The organism is uncultured Cardiobacterium sp. (assembly GCF_938028185.1).
Lineage (GTDB): Bacteria > Pseudomonadota > Gammaproteobacteria > Cardiobacteriales > Cardiobacteriaceae > Cardiobacterium.
This window is the reverse complement of the sequence record NZ_CALJAH010000363.1, coordinates 1-16792: the sequence shown is the minus strand read 5'-3', so window position 1 is coordinate 16792 and position 16792 is coordinate 1. Positions and strand designations below refer to the sequence as shown.

The window sequence follows — 16792 nt, the reverse complement described above, 5'->3', positions numbered from 1 at the left end:
TCGTTGTATTCGGGGTGGCGCATGGGGTTCTCCTTGGCGCGCATTATGCGGGCGCGGGCGGGACGAATCTTGCGGTTTTTAGTCGGCAGCGAGCCAGTTGATGGCGGCTGTTTTTTTCGCTGTCGCCGAGCGAGAAGTACGCACGCGCTGGCGGGGTTTGCAGCGGGCGAGTGGTGGCGAAGTCCGTCCAGCCGTCAAACCAGAGCGAGCCGGAAACGCAGGCGACGCACTGAAACAGGCTGTCGCGGTAAGCGCTCCAGGCGGCGAACAGTCCGGCTAGCGAGTATCCGGCGATGCCACGCCAGCGCGGTTGCAGGCCGAGGCGCTGTTCGACGGCGGGCAGCAAGGCAGCGAGACTGGCGAGGGTTTCAGTCGCGCCGCCGCTGAAATCCGGCGCTTTTTTGAAGGCACGCGGCGCGGGCCACGGGCTGAAGGCGTGCTCCCAGTCGCTGCGGTCCAGCGAGAGGAGATGGACGCGGGCGGTGAGCAGGTCGGCGACGGCATCGGCTTCGTGCGGCTGGAGGCAGGTGAGGACGAGTGGCGCGGTGGCGGGCAGCGCGGCGGGGGCGTAGTGGCGGAGGTTTTCGTCGGTGAGGATGCGGGCGGGAGGCATGGGATGCTCCGATGGGGAAATGCGCTGAGGCTACGGCAGTTGCGGTGGGCTGGCAAGGCGCGGGGAGGGGGAGATGCTTGCGACAGTTAGGGTTTGCATTGCGCCCGGATTCGGCGAAAATGCGCCTATCCATGGCGACGTTTGTTTTTTTGTTTTGGAGTTTTTTTATGGCTCATACCCTCATCATTTATGACCACCCTTATGAGAAAAGTTTCAACCACGCCATTCTCGAAACGGTGATTGCCGCTTTGCAGGGCAAGGGGAAATCTCATGCGCTGATTGATTTGCACGCCGACGGTTTTGACCCGGTTTTCCGCAAGGAGGAATTGGCGCTGTATGGCAAGGGCGAAACGCTTGATCCGTTGGTGGAGAAATATTGGCAGCTTATTCGTGAGGCGGACGAGATTATTTTTATTTGTCCAGTCTGGTGGAGCAGTCTGCCCGCGATGACCAAGGGTTTTTTGGACAAGGTCATGAAGGTCAATTTTGCCTACACGCCTGGCGCGACCGGGCCGAAGGGTTTGCTGACCCATATTCACCAGGCGACGCTCATTACTACTTCCACCACGCCGAATTTTGTTCTGAAATATTTTTTGGGCAATCCGATCAAGCGCGTTTTCGTCAATCTGGTGCTGAAGCAGGTAGGTATTGCGCGGCGCGAATGGCTGAATTTTGGCAATATTACAAATTCCAAAGCAGAGCAACGTGAGGCGTTTTTGCAGCAGCTGAAATCCCGCTTTGCGGCGTAATTGCCGTCGATATTAAAAAAACCGCCTGGTGGCGGTTTTTTTTCGTTATTCGTTTTCTGTTTTGGGATTTGCTTTCTTCGCGCGCGGGTGTTTGGTGTCGTATTCGCGCGCCAGATGCTGATAGTCAAGGTGGGTGTAGATTTGCGTGGTGGCGAGGTTTTTGTGGCCGAGCAGCTCCTGCACGCTGCGCAGGTCGCCGGAGGATTGCAGCAAGTGGGTGGCGAAGCTGTGGCGCAGCATATGCGGATGCACGTTCACGCCGGGCAGGCGTTCGGCGGCGTAGGACTTGAGGCGCAGGGCGATGCCGCGTTCGGTGAGGCGGCCGCCGTTTTTGTTGAGAAACAGCGCTGTCTCGCCCGCTTTTTTCAGCAGTTGGCCGCGCACCGCCTGCCAGCGGGCGAGGGCTTCGCGCGCCTTGCTGCCGATGAAGATGAGGCGCTCCACCCCGCCTTTGCCGCGAATGATGTGGTGGGTGCTGTCGCCGCTGAGGTCGCGCGCGTTGAGCGCGGCCAGTTCGGCCAGGCGCAGTCCGGCGGAGTAGAAAAGCTCCAGAATGGCGTGGTCGCGGATGAGGTTCGGGTTGTCGGTCGCGGGCGCTTCCAGCAGGGTGGTGATTTGTTCGGGGGTGAGGACGCCGGGCAGGGGCTGGCGCGGTTTGCGCGGCAGTTTGAGGGTGGCGGCCGGGTCGGTCGGCAGGCCGCGCAGGCGGTGCAGCCAGCCGTAGTAACCGCGTAGCGCGGCGCGGTGCTGGTTCAGCGTGGCGGGGCTGTATTTGCCACCGCCCAAGGTTTTGCGCAGGTAGTCTTGCAGGGTCTGGCTGTCGAGCGCGCTCAGGTCGCGCCCAGCGTGGGCGTCGGCAAACTGGCGCAGCAGGCGGCGGTAGGTGGCAAGGGTTTGCGCGCTTTTGCCGCTTTCGTAACGCAACCAGGCGAGGTAGTCGTCGATGTCGTTCATGGAGACGATGCGGCGGGTTATGCCGCCAGTTCGCCGTGGTAAACGGTGGCGGCGGGGCCGGTCATGTAGAGCGGTTTGCCCGCGCCTGCCCAGTTGATGATGAGCGTGCCGCGGGGCAGCTCAACGGTGACGGTTTCGTCCAGCAAGCCGCGCGCGATGCCGACCGCTACCGCCGCGCAGGCGCCTGTGCCGCAGGCTTGTGTCTCGCCCGCGCCGCGCTCAAAAACGCGCAGGCGGATGTGGCTGCGGTCGCGGATTTGCATGAAGCCGGCATTGACGGCGGCGGGGAAAAGCGGGTGTTGTTGCAAGGCGCTACCGACTTCGGCAACCGGCGCGCTGGCGACGTCTTCGACCACGCAGACGGTGTGCGGGTTGCCCATGCTGACGATGCCCATCTGCAATTCGTGTCCGGCGGCGCTGACCGGCTGGTAGAGACGCTCCGTTTGCGCGGCGGTGAAGGGGGTAAAGTCCGGCTCGCCCATGTCCACCCGGTATTGTTCGCTGCCGTCTTCGCCCGCACCGACGTAGGCGATGGTGATGCTGCCGCGTTTGACGGCGACGCGCAGCGGGCGGTCCAGCGGGTGCAGGCTGTGGTCGCGCAGGTATTTGCCGAAGCAGCGCGCGCCGTTGCCGCAGTGTTCAACTTCGCCGCCGTCGGCGTTGAAGATGCGGTAGGCGTAGTCGTGCGCGGCGTCCGGCGCGGGTTCGATGATGAGCAGCTGGTCAAAGCCGATGCCGCTGTGGCGGTCGGCCAGCGCGCTGATGCGCGCGCGCGGCCAGTCAAAGGGTTGTTGCAGGGCGTTCAGCACGATGAAATCGTTGCCGAGGCCGTGCATTTTGCTGAAATGGCGGATGCTCATCGGCGCGTGATGGTATTGACCAGGAGCAGGATGAGGATGGCGCCGAGAACCGCGCCGATGAATCCGGCGGGCTGGCCGATGCGGTACCAGTGCAGCGCCTGGCCGATATAGCTTGCGACCACCGCGCCGCCGATGCCGAGCAGGGTGGTGAAGATGAAGCCCATCGGGTCGCGCCCCGGATAGAAGAAGCGGGCGACAAGGCCGACGAGAAAGCCGATAACGATGGTGTAGATGAGACCAGAACCGATAGTGATCGTCATAATTTGCTCCTTTTGTGTTGAAAGCGCCCGCACTATAGCGGGCTGAAGCAGGGGCGGTGTTACAATACCGCCACGCTATCACAAGGATATTTCATGAAAAACGACCTGCTGCTGCGCGTTTTGCGCGGCGAACCCGTGCCACGCACCCCGGTGTGGATGATGCGTCAGGCCGGGCGCTACCTGCCCGAATACCGCGCCACCCGCGAAGTGGCGGGACAGTTCATGACGCTGTGCCAAACGCCGGAACTCGCCTGCGAAGTGACGCTGCAACCGCTGGCGCGCTTCCCGCTCGACGCCGCCATCCTCTTCTCCGACATCCTCACCATCCCTGACGCGATGGGGCTGGGGCTTTCCTTCGTCCCCGGCGAAGGCCCGGCGTTTGACCGCCCGGTGCGCAGCCCTGCCGACGTGCAGGCATTGCCCATTCCCGACATGAACGACGACCTCGGCTACGTCATGCAGGCGGTACGCCTCATCAAGCGCGAACTGGACGGGCGCGTGCCGCTCATCGGCTTCGCCGGCAGCCCGTGGACGCTTGCCACCTACATGATAGAAGGCGAGGCCAGCCGCGATTTCGCCCGCGCCAAAGCGATGCTGTACCAAGAGCCGCGCACCCTGCACCTCTTGCTCGACAAACTGGCGAGCGCCGTTACCGCTTACCTGCTGGCGCAAATCGAAGCGGGCGCGCAAGCGGTGATGCTGTTCGACAGCTGGGGCGGCAGCCTTGCCTGGCAGGCGTACCGCGAATTTTCCCTTGCCTACATGCAGCGCATCATCAGCGGCATCGGTGGCAAAGCGCCGGTCATCCTCTTCACCAAAGGCGGCGGCAACTGGCTGGAAATGATGAAAGACAGCGGCGCGGCAGCCGTCGGCCTTGACTGGACGACACCGCTGGCGCAGGCGCGGCGCATCCTCGGCGAAAACATCGCCCTGCAAGGCAACCTTGACCCCGCCATATTGCGCGCCAGCCCGGAAACCATCGAAAACGAAGTGCGCCGCGTGCTCGCCGACTACGGCCACGGCCACGGCCACATCTTCAACCTTGGCCACGGCATCACCCCGGACATCCCGCCCGAACACGCGGCGGCGATGATCGAAGCCGTGCACAAATACAGCCCCCAATACCACAAGGAAACCCCATGAGCATGACCTACTGGCTGATGAACGAACACGGCACCGCGCTGTACGAAGAAGACCTGCACGGCCTCTACTACTTCCAGCTCAACCTCGACGCGCTTTGCGAAAAACTCGGCATCACGCCGCTTTCCGAATACGTGGACGACAGCGAATTGCGCGCGCAGTGGCTGACAGACGAAGACAACCTGCCGGAAGACGCGGACATCGAACGGGACGCGCTGCGCGAACCCGCCGCCTGGCACGACCCGGCCAAACTGCTCGCCGTGCTGGAAGCGCTGGAGCGGCAACTGCAACAAGACCCGGACAGCCTCTATCAAGCCGCCGCCGATGATGATGATGACGACGACTTTGCGGACGACGACGAAGACGGCTGCCATTGCGACGACGGCTGCGGCTGCTGCGCGGGCGATGACGACGAAGACGAAGACGAAGACGACGAAGACAGCATCGAACTCACCCCGGAGCTTGTCCTCGAAGACATCCATGCCCTCAAACCGCTGCTGCAACAGGCGGTTGCCAGCGGAGAGAAAGTCCACCTGCGGCTGCTTGGTTAAACCCGCCCCCGTCCGCCCCGCCGGTTCACACAGGAAACACCATGATTACCTACATCGACCCCGAAGCACGCTACAGCGACGCGACCATCCACCACGGCATCATCCATCTTGGCGGACAAGTGCCGGAAGACGCCAGCGCCGATGCCGCCGCGCAAACCCGCAGCGTACTGGCACAAATTGACGCGCTGCTCGCCCGCTGCGGCTCGGACAAGGCGCACATCCTGGAGGCGACCATCTACCTCGCCGACCTTGCCGACTACGACGCGATGAATGCCGTCTGGGACGCCTGGACCGCACCTGGCCGCGCGCCCGCCCGCGTCTGCGTGCAGGCCAAACTGGTGCACCCCGGCTGGAAAGTGGAAATCCGGCTGACGGCGGCAGTGCGAGCGCCGTGACAATGACGGCGGTTGCACCCGAAAGCGGCACGCCACAAAAAACCGCCCTCCGGCGGTTTTTTGCATTTCAGGCGGCGAATAATAGTCGCAAGTCCGCCCAAATAACGTCGCCATACCCCGGACAGTTTCCCAGTAGTACCTTAATGAAGCACTCCGTGCGTAGGGTATGTGGCGGCGCAGCCGACACGCACGCGAGAATTGGGGCAGCGGGAGACGCGTGCGTGCCTGCGGCACACACCCTACAAATCAGTGGTGCAGGTCGCAAAATCGTCGCTGCGGCAACCGCATTGGCTGAAGGGCTGTTTACAAATGAAGAATCCCTCGCCCCTACGGGCGGTTCCCACGCAAAATGCGCCCACATTTTGCGTGGAGTCCGGGAACGCGTAGGGGCGGTTAGCGTAGCGTAACTGCCCGATTCCATTTTGCGGAATGCCCCTTGCGTTCGAGTAAAACAAAAACGGGGCAGGACGCCGATAACGTCCAACCCCGTGCGTGCATCAAGACGCTGCTTCAGATGCGGTTCACGCCGCTGCGGCAGGTGGTTTCCACCGCGTTGCCGTAGGAGTCGGTGAAGGCGAAGAGGGCCTCGCTCATGCCTTTTTGGTGCCACTCGCCGCCACGACCAAAGAGGCCGCTGTTGCTGACATAGCGCGCGCCGGAACCGGCGACGGCGTTTTGCATCACCATTGCCTTGTCGTCGAGGCGCAGCTCAATCTGGCTGGTGTTCAAAATGCGGATATTGACGCCGAGACCATTGTCGCAATCGAAATGGGTGACGCCGCCCGCTTGCGGCTGTTGCGGCGCGGGATAATTGTTCGCGGGCGGATTCGGCACCGGATTGGCGGGAATGCCAATATTGCCGTTGCCGCCAGTATTGCCGCCACAGGCAGCCAGGCCGAAAGCAGCGAGCGCGGGCAGGATGAAAGATACAGATTTCATGAAAACTCCAGTTGGAAAAAGCCGCACCGGGCGGCGGTGCGCGCATCATAAAAGACGCTCCCGCGCCGCGCGCATACACTTTGGCAAGTTTTCCATTTGGCAAGCCCGGTGCGAATTGTATGCCTTATACTGCGCGCCGCAGCCGCACACAGGGCTGTCATTCCCCTTCCTTTATCCTTACGCAGGAGTATTTATGAAACTTTGGATTCCCGCCGCTGCCGCTACCCTGGCACTTGCCGTTTCTGCGACCGCTTCCGCCGCCGGTGGCACCGTCACCTACCAATGCCAGAACGACAAAAAAGTCAGCGTCAATTACACCTTCAACCGGCAGGGCGTGCCGACCCAGGCAACCGCCACCCTGAACGGCGAAAAACGCCTGATGAAATACGATTTGAACCGCTCCGACAATGTCGATACCTTCTTCAAGGACGCAAGCGGTTATAACCTGACCGCCTCCGAACTTAATGCGGGCAATTACCGCAATGCGGCCATCATGATTATGTCGCCCGATAGCGAAATCCTTTACAAGGATTGCGAACCGGCGGCGAAATCTGCCGCGCCGGACAATGCCCGCAACAATGCCGGAAAAATTGCCAAGACGGGCAGCGTTTCCTATATGTGCCTCAATGACCGCCGCGTCAAGGTCAATTACGCCTTTAATGACGCGGGCGTTCCGGTAAAAGCGGAAGCGGTGGTCAACGGGCGTAAGCGCGTCATGCAATACGACCTGAACCGCTCCGACAACGTCGATACCTTCTTCAAGGACGGCGCCGGATACAGCCTGACCAGCTCCAATATGGATGCTAACAATTTCCGCCAAAACGACATCATGATTACCGCGCCAAATGGCGAACTGGTTTACAAAGATTGCAGCGCGAATTAAGCATTCCCAGCTCACAAAAAAGCCCGCAGATGCGGGCTTTTTATGTTGATGTGTTTAGTGTGCCACAGCGTAAGCGGCAAAGCGTTGCAGCAGCGCGGTTGCGTGCGGCGTTGACTCAGGGACGGCGGCAATCATCGCGTCGATATGGGCGAGGCGGTCGCGTTTTTGTGCGAGGTTGTCGCGCATCGCCTCCTGGCCAAATTCCGGGTGGAATTGCACGCCCCAGGCGCATTTGCCGATGCGGTAGGCCTGGTGCGGGTCGTGATCATTGGCGACGAGGGCGACCGCGCCTTGCGGCAGGCGCAGCACGCTCTGGATGTGGGTGGCGTTGGCGGTGAAGGTCGGCGGTAGCGGCGCAAACAGCGGGTCATCGTCGCAGGCGGGCAAGCGGCGCAGGGTGATATTGCCGTTTTCCGCGCCGCGCGGGTTGTTGCCGGTCGTGCCGCCGAGGGCATCGGCCAGCAGTTGGTGACCGTAGCAGATGCCGAACACGGGCAGTTCGCGCGCGACTGCCGTTTGTAGCCACGGGCGCAGCGCCTCGCTCCACGGCTGGCGTTCGTCCACCATGTGCGCCGAACCGGTGAGGATGACGGCGCGGCAGTCGTCGTGCGCGGGTGCAGTTTCGCCGCCGAGGATGTCAACGACGCGGATTTTGCCGCTGAGATGGCGGGCAATCCAGTCGGTGTAGCCGCCGAGGCGGGCGCAGGTGGCGGCGCCGGGGGTGCCGAGGCGAAGGATGGTGATGGGTGGCATGGGGTTCCTTTTGGGTCAGGGATAGGGAGGGGCGCCCGCCGTAGGGGGCGCGGTTTTTGGTTTCAGGGCAAGCGCACCCGCACGATGTGCTGGTCCATGTTGCGCCGTCCCCATTTCGTCATGTACATCAGGCGGGCGATGAGCAGGTAGCGTTTGCCGCAGTAGCGGCTCAGCTCGCTTTCGGCTTCCAGTTTCAGCCCCGGCAGCCATTGTTCCAGTTCGCGGTTGTCCTTGAGCGACCATTGAAATTCCGGCACGTCTTCGCCCATTTTGCCGAGCGCGTCGTGTTTTTTCGCCTTGCCAACGAGGAACGGCGGCACGATGTCAAAGACAAACACCGCCTGCGGCAGATGGCGGGCGAGGGTGGCGAGGTAATCTTTCACCGTGGCGGCATCGAAATACATCAGCACGCCTTCGCACAAGAGCAGCACCGGCTTGCCGTGGGCGGCTGCGGTCTGCATCCAGCTTTCGTCCAACATTGAGGAGCCGAGGTAGTGATTGCCGCTTTCCGGCAGGAGCTGGCGGCGCAGTGCAATCACCTCCGGCAGGTCAAGGTCGTACCAGGCGGTAACGGCGGGACGGCCAAGGCGTTCGTAACGCGCGTCCAGCCCGGCGCCGAGCTGGACAACGACAGCATCGGGATGGGCGGCGATGAAGCGGCGCGCTTCTTCGTCAAAAATATGCGCGCGACCGCAGCAGCCGACTTGCGACATGACGATGTTGTTGAATTTGCTGAAATCGTAGTCAATCTGCGCCAGCATCCGTGGCGCTTCCGCGTCGGTGAGCAGGCGTTCATTTTCCGGGCGCTCCTGTTCGGCCGCTTTCGCCCACAGCGGGATGAGCATGGTGGTGGAGAGGGCGCTGGTTTCGGGGGAGATTTTTCCGTTCATCGGGGCTCCTTGCAGGTTGTTGAAAGGGGTTCGCATTATACGCGCGGCACGCCTACGGCAACTTTCCTCATCATCCTCACCAATCCACATTAACGTGTGGAGTTGGTGATACCAAATGCACAGGGTTAGCGTTAAAATACGGTAAACCCACTAACCACCGATGAGGTAATTTCATGAATATCAAGACGATAAAGTTCACCGCGTTTACCGATCAACGCCCCGGCACCTCCGGTCTGCGCAAGCCGGTGCCGCATTACCAGCAGCCGCACTACACCGAGAGTTTTATCCAGTCCGTTTTCACCTCGCTCGGCGGGGTCGCGGGCAAGACGATTGTCGTCGGCGGTGATGGCCGCTATTACTGCGCCGAAGCGGTCGCCATTGTCCTGAAAATGGCGGTGGCGCAGGGCGCGAAACTGATTCTGCTCGGCGAAAACGGCCTGCTGTCTACCCCTGCCGCGTCGCACGTCATCCGCCATTACAAGGCCGATTTCGGCATTATTTTGTCGGCGAGCCACAATCCGGGCGGCAAGGATGGCGATTTTGGCATCAAGTTCAATTTGTCCGCCGGGCAACCCGCGCCGGAGCACGCCACCGAAGCGGCTTATGCGGTTTCCAAATCGCTGACGGAATATACGATTGCCGAGGTGGAATTGCCGCCGCTCGACAAGCCGGGCAGTTACCGCCTTGGTGATACGGAATTGCGCGTGATTAGCAGCACCGCCGATTATGCGGATTTGATGGAATCGCTGTTTGATTTCCCGGCGATTAAAGCGCATATCGCCAAACATCCTTTTGTTTTTGATGCGATGCACGCTGCCACCGGCCCGTATGCGATTGAGGTTTTCCACCGCCGTTTGGGATTGCCGCAGCAATTCTTGCTCAATACGAAGCCGCTTCCCGATTTTGGCGGCGGCCACCCCGATCCGTCCCCGGCGCATATTGATGAATTGAAGGCGGCGATTGCAGCCAATGAATCGGTGGTGATGGGCGCGGCGAGCGATGGCGATGGCGACCGCAATTTGATTACCGGACGCAAGCATTTTATTAACCCCTGCGACAGCATGGCGGTGATTGCCGACAATCACGCGCTCATTCCCTGCCTGAAATCGCTCAAGGGCGTGGGACGCACCATGCCGACCAGCCGCGCGGTCGATGCGGTCTGCATTGCACATGGGCTGAATTATTATGAAACACCGACCGGCTGGAAATTCTTTGCCAATTTGCTTGATGCCGACATGATTCATCTCTGCGGCGAGGAAAGTTTTGGTACCGGCGGCAATCATATCCGCGAAAAAGACGGTATCTGGGCGGTATTGTGCTGGCTTAATTTGCAGGCGGCAACCGGCAAAACCCCGGATGAAATTATTGAGGCACACTGGAAGCGTTATGGCCGCCATATTTTCAACCGCTTTGATTACACCGGGCTGGACAAGGATACGGCGACGGATATGCTGAAACAATTCGAGGCGCAACTCGTCAAAATGATTGGTCAGACTATTAGCGGATTGCCAATTACCGATGCCGGACAATTCAATTATTCCGACCCGACCAATGGCGAAACCAGCCCGAACCAGGGATTGCAAATACAATTCGGCCCGCAGGCACGGATTATTTGCCGCCTTTCCGGTACGGATACCCGTGGCGCGACCATGCGGATGTATGTTGAATACTGGCAGCAGGATATTAACGCCGCGCCCGCGCTCGCCGGTACCACTTCCACCCTGGCAACGATGGCGCAGGGCATGATGAATCTAGAACATTTCTTTGGCCGCAGCCAACCCGACAATATCGTTTGAGGAATCCCATGATGAGCAATCTCCACGACAAACTGAAGTCGCACAAAGAAACCGTCCTCGGCAAACGGATGACCGAATGGTTCGCCGCCGAGCCGAACCGCGTCGCCGACTGGACGCTGAAACAGGCGGGCATTTATCTCGACCTCTCGAAAAACCACATCAACGCGCAAACCAAGGCGCTGTGGCAACAATGGGTGGATGAAGCGGGCGTCGCTGAAGGCATCGCCGCCATCACCCGTGGCGACAATGTGAACACCGGCGAACACCGCCCGGCGCTGCACCACCGCCTGCGCGCGCCAGCGGATCAGCCCTTCGTCGTCAATGGCGAAGACGTCAGCCCGCACATCCGCGCCGTGCGCGAACGGATGAAAGTCATCAGCGAGCGCGTGCGCGGCGGCGAATGGAAAGGCTTTGACGGCCAGGCCATTACCGACGTCATCCACATCGGCATCGGCGGCTCCGAACTCGGCCCGCGCCTGCTCTGCACCGCCTTCAAACACCTCGCCGACGACCGCATCCGCGTGCATTTCCTCGCCACCCCCGACCCGGTGAAAATCAGCGAACTCAAACGCCGCCTCAACCCGGCAACCACGCTGCTGATTGTCGCCTCCAAGAGTTTCGGCACCGAAGAAACCCTGACGAATGCGGGCTATATGCGCGAATGGCTGCGCGCCGCCGGTGGCGAAAAGGCCGACGGGCAAATGATTGCGCTCTCCGCCAACGTCGATAAAGCCGCCGCCTTTGGCATCGCTGCCGAGCGCGTGCTACCGTTCTGGGACTGGGTCGGCGGCCGCTTCTCGCTGTGGTCGGCCATCAGCCTGCCCTTCATCCTGCAAAACGGCTACGACGCTTACGCCGAACTGCTCGCCGGTGCGCACGAAATGGACCAACACTTCCAGACCGCGCCGCTGATGGCGAATATGCCTGTGTGGCTGGCGACGCTGGAAGCGTGGTACAACCACTACTTCAACTGGAACAACCGCGCCGTCATCACCTACTGCAACCCGATGGAGCCGTTCCCGCAATACCTGCAACAGCTCGACATGGAAAGCCTCGGCAAACGCGCCAACCGCGCAGGCGAACCGCTGACCAAGCCGAGCGGCATCATCGTCTGGGGCGGCACGGGAACCGAGGCGCAACACGCCTTCTTCCAGCTCATCCACCAGGGACAGCGCCACATCCCGATAGACTTCGTCACCGTGAAAACCCCGCCCAAAGGCTACGAAGACGCGCAACGCATCATTCACGGCCACTGCACCGCGCAGGCCGAAGCGCTGATGCGCGGCCGCGACGAAAGCGACCTGCAAAACATCCCCGAAGCCGAACGCTACCAGCGCACCTGCCCCGGCAACCGCCCCAGCACCACCATCATTCTGGACGCGCTCACCCCGGCCTGCCTCGGCGCGTTTATCGCCCTCTACGAACACAAAGTGACGGTGCAAGCCATCCTCTACGACGTGAATGCCTACGACCAGTGGGGCGTCGAACTGGGCAAAGTGCTGGCAAAAGGCACAGAAGCGAGCCTTGCGGGCAAAACCGGCACGCATGACCCGTCCACCACCGCCATTATTGATTACCTGAAGTCTTGAGTGGCCTGAAGCATATACATACACGATTCCCGCTATCGTGTATGTATAGCCATCCCCGGGGCTTACCCCGCCGCCCCAACAGGCGGTTCTCTCGACAAAAAAACCGGGCAATGCCCGGCTTTTTTGCACCCGCGTTTCCCGCAGAATCAGTCACGATACGCCGCGTAATACAGCCCGCCGACCATCACCGTGCCGCCCAGCACGTTGCCGAGATAGACGGCAATCATGTTTTCGCCGAACTGCGCCCAGGTGATATCGCCACCGCCCCAGATGGCTGCCGGGATGACAAACATATTGGCGACCACGTGCTGGAAGCCGATGGCGACGAACACCATCACCGGAAACCAGGTGCCGAGGATTTTGCCGCTGAAGGTGTCGGCGCCGTAGCAGAGCCACAGCCCCATGCACACCAGCCAGTTGCAGCCGATGCCGGAGACGACTGCCTGGCCGAAGCTGGCATCAACCTTGCCGTGCGCCACTTCAATGGTTTCCGCCAGCGCCGCGCCTTCGGTGAGGCCGATGTAGTGACCGAAAAACCAGGCGATGAAAAACGCGCCGAGGATGTTGGTCGCGGTCACAATCGCCCAGTTGCGCGCCCACTGGCGCAGGGTGATGTGCCGCTTCAGCCAGGCGACCGGCAGCGCCATCATGTTGCCGGTAATGAGTTCGCCGCCGCCAAGCAGGATGCAGACGAGGCCGACCGGGAATACCGCCGCGCCGAGCAGTTTGCCCAGCCCCGCCAGCTCGTGCGGCATGGCGGCGACAATGCGCACATAGGCGAGATAGCCGACCGAGATGAACGCGCCACCGAGGAAGCCGAGTACCGCGAGGCGGTCGGCGCGGTTTTCCGCTTTCATCGTGCCCTTGTGGGCGCTGTATTCAAGAATATCCTTCGGATCAAGGACACTGCCAGCCATGTTTGGCTCCTTAAAATTTATAAAAAATGAGAGGAAAGTGGCGCATTGTATCGCCGCTGTCGCCGCCCTTCACAAAAGGTTTGCCGTCCCCGCCCCCGGCTGGATTTAGCATTGTGTAACACGATACAATGCGCGCCCGCCACGCGCCTGCGACAGGGAACCCGTCGCCATTCCGCATCCCGTGGCAACCACATTCCACTCGCACACCCAGACCGGAAAGCAAGCGCCTTTCCCGCAGAATACTACCGCCCCGCCCGCACGGGGCTTTGACAAGGAATTTCCTGATGACCCTAGCCGCAACAACACCCGTCGTTCGCGAGCACCCGATTGATCCGCAACAAATCGACCCGCGCGCCCTGAAAATCCTGCGCCAACTGGACGAAGCCGGATATGAGGCCTACCTCGTCGGCGGCTGCATTCGCGACCTGCTCCTCGGCAAACAGCCCAAAGACTTCGACATCGCGACAAGCGCCCGTCCCGAACAAGTCGCCGGCATCTTCCGCAACTGCCGCCTCATTGGCCGCCGTTTCCGCCTCGCGCACATCCACTTTGGCCGCGACATCATCGAAGTCGCCACCTTCCGCGCCCCGCCCGAACGCGAAGCGCGCACCGACAGCTACGGCTCCGTCCTCGAAGACAACCACTACGGCACCCTCGAAGACGACGTCATCCGCCGCGACTTCACCATCAACGCGCTCTACTACGACAGCAAAAACGACCAGCTGCGCGACTACGTCGGTGCGCTGGACGACATCGAACGCCGCATCATCCGCATCATCGGCGACCCGGTCGCGCGCTACACCGAAGACCCGGTGCGGATGCTGCGCGCTGCCCGCTTCGCCGCCAAACTGGGGATGCCGCTCGAAGCCGCGACCGAAGCCGCCATCGCTGACTGTCGCGACAACCTGCGCGCCGTCCCCGCCGCCCGCCTCTTTGACGAAACGCAAAAACTGTTCATGAGCGGCTACGGCGAAACCTGCTTTGACGTCCTGCAACAACACGGCCTCTTCGCCGCGCTCTTCCCCGACGCCGAACAAACCTACCACCACGACAACGCCGCCTACGCCCAATACGCACAAAACATGGTGCGCATCGCACTCGCCAACACCGACGCACGCATCCACGCCGACAAACCCGTCACCATCGCCTTCCTGCTGGCCGCCATCCTCTGGCCGGTGTACCAGCTCCAGTACCGCGGCCTGCTCAAAGAGCGCGACAACTGGCACAGCGCCATGCACGAAGCCATCGACCTCGTCCACATCGCCGCCAGCGAGCGCGTCTCCATCCCGGTGCGCCTGCGCGGCATGATCCGCGAAATCTGGGCGCTGCAAGCCCGCCTCGAACAGGCCGCGCGCGGCAACATCCGCAAAATGCACAGCGTCCTCGCCCATCCGCGCTTCCGCGCCGCCTACGACTTCCTCCTCGTGCGCCAGGGGGCGGGCGAAGACCTCACCGACCTCGTCGCACTTTGGACCGCGCTGCAACAAGACCCCGACAGCCCTGAGCCCGACGACGACGAACCCGCTGCCACCCCGCGCAAACGCCGCAACCGCAGCAGCCGTCGCAAAAAAACCTGACCTGACAGCGGACAGGACATTTCCCCTCCCCCGTGGGGAGGGTTAGAGTGGGGACAGCAGACAAACCGCGTAGCGACCGTATCCAAAAGAATGACCAATCGCCCCTAACAACCATGCACACCATCTGGATCGCTTACGGCAGCAACCAGCAAAATCCCGTCGCCCAACTTAACCGCGCCCGTCGCACCCTCGCCGCGCAGCTCACCGAAACCGGCGCCTCCCGCCTCTACCGTACCCCGCCCTGGGGCTGCGACACCGCCCAACCCGACTACCTGAACGCCGTCGTCCGCTACCGCACCGCCCTCGAACCGCTGCCGCTGCTCGACCTGCTACAAACCATCGAACACCAACAAGGCCGCGAACGCCCCTACAAAAACGCGCCGCGTACCCTCGACCTCGACCTGCTCCGCTACGACGACCTGCACCTTGACCACCCGCGCCTCACCCTGCCACACCCCGGCATCCACGAACGCGCCTTCGTCCTGCGCCCGCTGGCCGACCTTGACCCCGAACTCCCGCTCGGCGAACACACCGTGCGCGAATACCTCGCCCGCTGCGATAGCACCGGCATCGAGCCCGTCACCCATCCCGACTGGCACCCCACCCCCAACCCCGGAGACAACCATGCACCCTGAAGACGACTACGACGACGAAAACTACGACCGCGAAGCCGAGCTCGAACGCGAGTGGCAACAAATGGAAGACGAAGAAAACGCCGAAGACTACGAAGAAGACTGGGACAACCTCGAACGCAGCAGCGAAGACGGCTGGTACTACGACGACGAAGGCGACGAACGCGACAACCTCGACGACTACGGCTACGACGACGAATACCGCGACGACGACTGAAACCGGTGCAAACAGGCGGCCAACGGCGTCGAACAGCGACAAAAACGGCGCTGTTAGTGGCCTGTTACAAACTTCACACCCCTAAAAAGCACTCGCGAAGCAAAAAATATCGCCCATAAATTTCACAAGCCTGCGCAAACAGAAACAAAATAACCCGTTGAAACCACATTAAAAATTCATAACATACGGATAAAACACCAAATCCGTTTGGAAGAAAAAAATTTTTTGCTTACAATAGCCGCGCCTCAAAAACAGGTTGACACACATCAAAACCACAACAAAACAAATGTGGATAAATGTGAAAAAATGAGGAAAACGGCTTGTCAAAAACTTCCGTTGCAAAAACAAGAAATTGCGACAGAAGCCCCCAGGAAGAACAGGACCCGTGCCGCTGACCGCGGCATCGCAAGCCGAAACCGGTCCCCCTGAGGCAAGGAACCGGAAAAACCTCGAAGGTACAAGCGCACCACGCCGAATGCAGGCGGTCACACATTACAAAACGGCGCGCTTGGTATGAAAACAACAGCATCTTGGGCGCTTGCCGTACAAATGTATGATTTTCATGCGCAGACAGAGAATTATGAAAAATCCAGGAGCATTGTTATGTTGATACTTACCCGCAGGGTAGGAGAAACCATCATTATTGATGACGACATCGAAGTGACAGTATTGGCGGTCAAGGGAAACCAGGTGCGATTGGGCATCAAGGCGCCCGACCACATCGCTGTCCACCGCGAAGAAATCTACCAGCGACTGATGGGAGACAACCCCGGAAACCACTCCGGCAACGAGTAAAGCCCACGCTTTACAGCACGATGGAAATCCGTATAATGCGCGACTTCCTTAAGGAGAGATGGCCGAGAGGCTGAAGGCGCTCCCCTGCTAAGGGAGTATAGGGTTTATAGCCCTATCGGGGGTTCGAATCCCCCTCTCTCCGCCACCATCCAAAAAACCACCTTGTTCAAGGTGGTTTTTTTTCGTCCCAATCATGCCCGCGTAAAATCACAAGGACGCGGTATAGCATCCTCACAAGCCCTGTACAGCGAGGCGATGCAACACACAGTATGAGGCGGGGGA

At 60.8% G+C, this 16792-nt stretch carries 19 protein-coding genes and 1 tRNA gene; 12 read left to right on the top strand and 8 right to left on the bottom strand.

Annotation, left to right across the window (positions count from 1 at the left end):
* Window positions 1–43: 43 nt before the first annotated feature.
* Window positions 44–613, bottom strand: coding sequence for an alpha/beta hydrolase-fold protein (locus Q0349_RS10750; protein ID WP_298080939.1), 570 nt, complete (start codon window positions 611–613; stop codon window positions 44–46).
* Between the two features lie 167 nt (window positions 614–780).
* On the opposite strand from Q0349_RS10750, the gene Q0349_RS10745 reads away from it, so the two are divergent.
* Window positions 781–1362 (top strand): NAD(P)H-dependent oxidoreductase, encoded by a 582-nt coding sequence (locus tag Q0349_RS10745; protein WP_366916316.1) that lies wholly within the window; start codon window positions 781–783, stop codon window positions 1360–1362.
* A gap of 45 nt (window positions 1363–1407) precedes the next feature.
* On the opposite strand, the gene Q0349_RS10740 is transcribed toward Q0349_RS10745, so the two are convergent.
* From Q0349_RS10740 to Q0349_RS10730, 3 genes are read right to left on the bottom strand one after another with little or no spacing between them, the layout of a single operon-like run.
* Window positions 1408–2316 (bottom strand): tyrosine recombinase XerC, encoded by a 909-nt coding sequence (locus Q0349_RS10740; RefSeq protein ID WP_298080936.1) that lies wholly within the window; start codon window positions 2314–2316, stop codon window positions 1408–1410.
* 17 nt (window positions 2317–2333) lie between these two features.
* The gene (gene dapF, locus Q0349_RS10735) at window positions 2334–3176 is read right to left on the bottom strand and encodes a diaminopimelate epimerase (RefSeq protein WP_298080934.1); all 843 of its coding nucleotides are present in this window, start codon (window positions 3174–3176) and stop codon (window positions 2334–2336) included.
* Window positions 3173–3436, bottom strand: coding sequence for a GlsB/YeaQ/YmgE family stress response membrane protein (locus tag Q0349_RS10730; RefSeq protein WP_298080933.1), 264 nt, complete (start codon window positions 3434–3436; stop codon window positions 3173–3175). Before Q0349_RS10730 ends, dapF begins: the two co-directional genes overlap by 4 nt.
* A 93-nt stretch (window positions 3437–3529) precedes the next feature.
* Here Q0349_RS10730 and hemE point away from each other — a divergent pair, with 93 nt between their 5' ends.
* The 3 genes from hemE to Q0349_RS10715 are packed head-to-tail and all read left to right on the top strand — an operon-like array spanning window position 3530 to window position 5522.
* Window positions 3530–4579: a uroporphyrinogen decarboxylase gene (gene hemE, locus Q0349_RS10725; protein ID WP_298080931.1), complete on the top strand. Its 1050-nt coding sequence runs from the start codon at window positions 3530–3532 to the stop codon at window positions 4577–4579.
* The gene (locus Q0349_RS10720; RefSeq protein ID WP_298080930.1) at window positions 4576–5127 is read left to right on the top strand and encodes a hypothetical protein; all 552 of its coding nucleotides are present in this window, start codon (window positions 4576–4578) and stop codon (window positions 5125–5127) included. The genes hemE and Q0349_RS10720 overlap by 4 nt, the downstream gene beginning before the upstream one ends.
* A 41-nt stretch (window positions 5128–5168) precedes the next feature.
* On the top strand, window positions 5169–5522 hold the full coding sequence (locus Q0349_RS10715; protein ID WP_298080929.1) for a RidA family protein: 354 nt from the start codon (window positions 5169–5171) through the stop codon (window positions 5520–5522).
* A gap of 510 nt (window positions 5523–6032) precedes the next feature.
* Here Q0349_RS10715 and Q0349_RS10710 read toward each other — a convergent pair.
* Window positions 6033–6461, bottom strand: coding sequence for an MliC family protein (locus Q0349_RS10710; protein WP_298080928.1), 429 nt, complete (start codon window positions 6459–6461; stop codon window positions 6033–6035).
* A gap of 193 nt (window positions 6462–6654) precedes the next feature.
* On the opposite strand from Q0349_RS10710, the gene Q0349_RS10705 reads away from it, so the two are divergent.
* Complete coding sequence (locus Q0349_RS10705; protein ID WP_298080926.1) at window positions 6655–7344, top strand: adhesin; 690 nt, start codon at window positions 6655–6657, stop codon at window positions 7342–7344.
* 54 nt (window positions 7345–7398) lie between these two features.
* Here Q0349_RS10705 and Q0349_RS10700 read toward each other — a convergent pair whose 3' ends face one another.
* Window positions 7399–8097 carry a glutamine amidotransferase gene (locus Q0349_RS10700; protein ID WP_298080925.1) on the bottom strand — a complete coding sequence of 233 codons (699 nt, stop codon included), beginning with the start codon at window positions 8095–8097 and terminating at the stop codon, window positions 7399–7401.
* Between the two features lie 62 nt (window positions 8098–8159).
* Window positions 8160–8987 (bottom strand): class I SAM-dependent methyltransferase, encoded by an 828-nt coding sequence (locus tag Q0349_RS10695; RefSeq protein WP_298080924.1) that lies wholly within the window; start codon window positions 8985–8987, stop codon window positions 8160–8162.
* A gap of 173 nt (window positions 8988–9160) precedes the next feature.
* Here Q0349_RS10695 and Q0349_RS10690 point away from each other — a divergent pair, with 173 nt between their 5' ends.
* Window positions 9161–10783 (top strand): alpha-D-glucose phosphate-specific phosphoglucomutase, encoded by a 1623-nt coding sequence (locus Q0349_RS10690; protein ID WP_298080923.1) that lies wholly within the window; start codon window positions 9161–9163, stop codon window positions 10781–10783.
* A gap of 8 nt (window positions 10784–10791) precedes the next feature.
* Window positions 10792–12372, top strand: coding sequence for a glucose-6-phosphate isomerase (gene pgi, locus Q0349_RS10685; protein WP_298080922.1), 1581 nt, complete (start codon window positions 10792–10794; stop codon window positions 12370–12372).
* Window positions 12373–12518: 146 nt separating this feature from the next.
* Here the strand turns inward: pgi and Q0349_RS10680 are convergent, their stop codons facing one another.
* On the bottom strand, window positions 12519–13289 hold the full coding sequence (locus Q0349_RS10680) for a formate/nitrite transporter family protein (protein ID WP_298080921.1): 771 nt from the start codon (window positions 13287–13289) through the stop codon (window positions 12519–12521).
* A gap of 284 nt (window positions 13290–13573) precedes the next feature.
* Between Q0349_RS10680 and pcnB the strand changes: the two genes are divergently transcribed.
* From pcnB to Q0349_RS10655, 5 genes are all read left to right on the top strand, one after another.
* Window positions 13574–14866, top strand: coding sequence for a polynucleotide adenylyltransferase PcnB (pcnB, locus tag Q0349_RS10675; protein WP_298080920.1), 1293 nt, complete (start codon window positions 13574–13576; stop codon window positions 14864–14866).
* A 113-nt stretch (window positions 14867–14979) separates the two neighbouring features.
* A complete protein-coding gene (gene folK, locus Q0349_RS10670) occupies window positions 14980–15501 on the top strand; it encodes a 2-amino-4-hydroxy-6-hydroxymethyldihydropteridine diphosphokinase (protein WP_298080919.1) in 522 nt (173 codons plus the stop codon).
* Window positions 15491–15715 (top strand): hypothetical protein, encoded by a 225-nt coding sequence (locus Q0349_RS10665; RefSeq protein WP_298080917.1) that lies wholly within the window; start codon window positions 15491–15493, stop codon window positions 15713–15715. Before folK ends, Q0349_RS10665 begins: the two co-directional genes overlap by 11 nt.
* 603 nt (window positions 15716–16318) lie before the next feature.
* Window positions 16319–16510 carry a carbon storage regulator CsrA gene (csrA, locus tag Q0349_RS10660; RefSeq protein ID WP_004141086.1) on the top strand — a complete coding sequence of 64 codons (192 nt, stop codon included), beginning with the start codon at window positions 16319–16321 and terminating at the stop codon, window positions 16508–16510.
* A gap of 52 nt (window positions 16511–16562) precedes the next feature.
* A tRNA-Ser gene (locus tag Q0349_RS10655) sits at window positions 16563–16655 on the top strand.
* The last annotated feature ends 137 nt before the right edge of the window (window positions 16656–16792 follow it).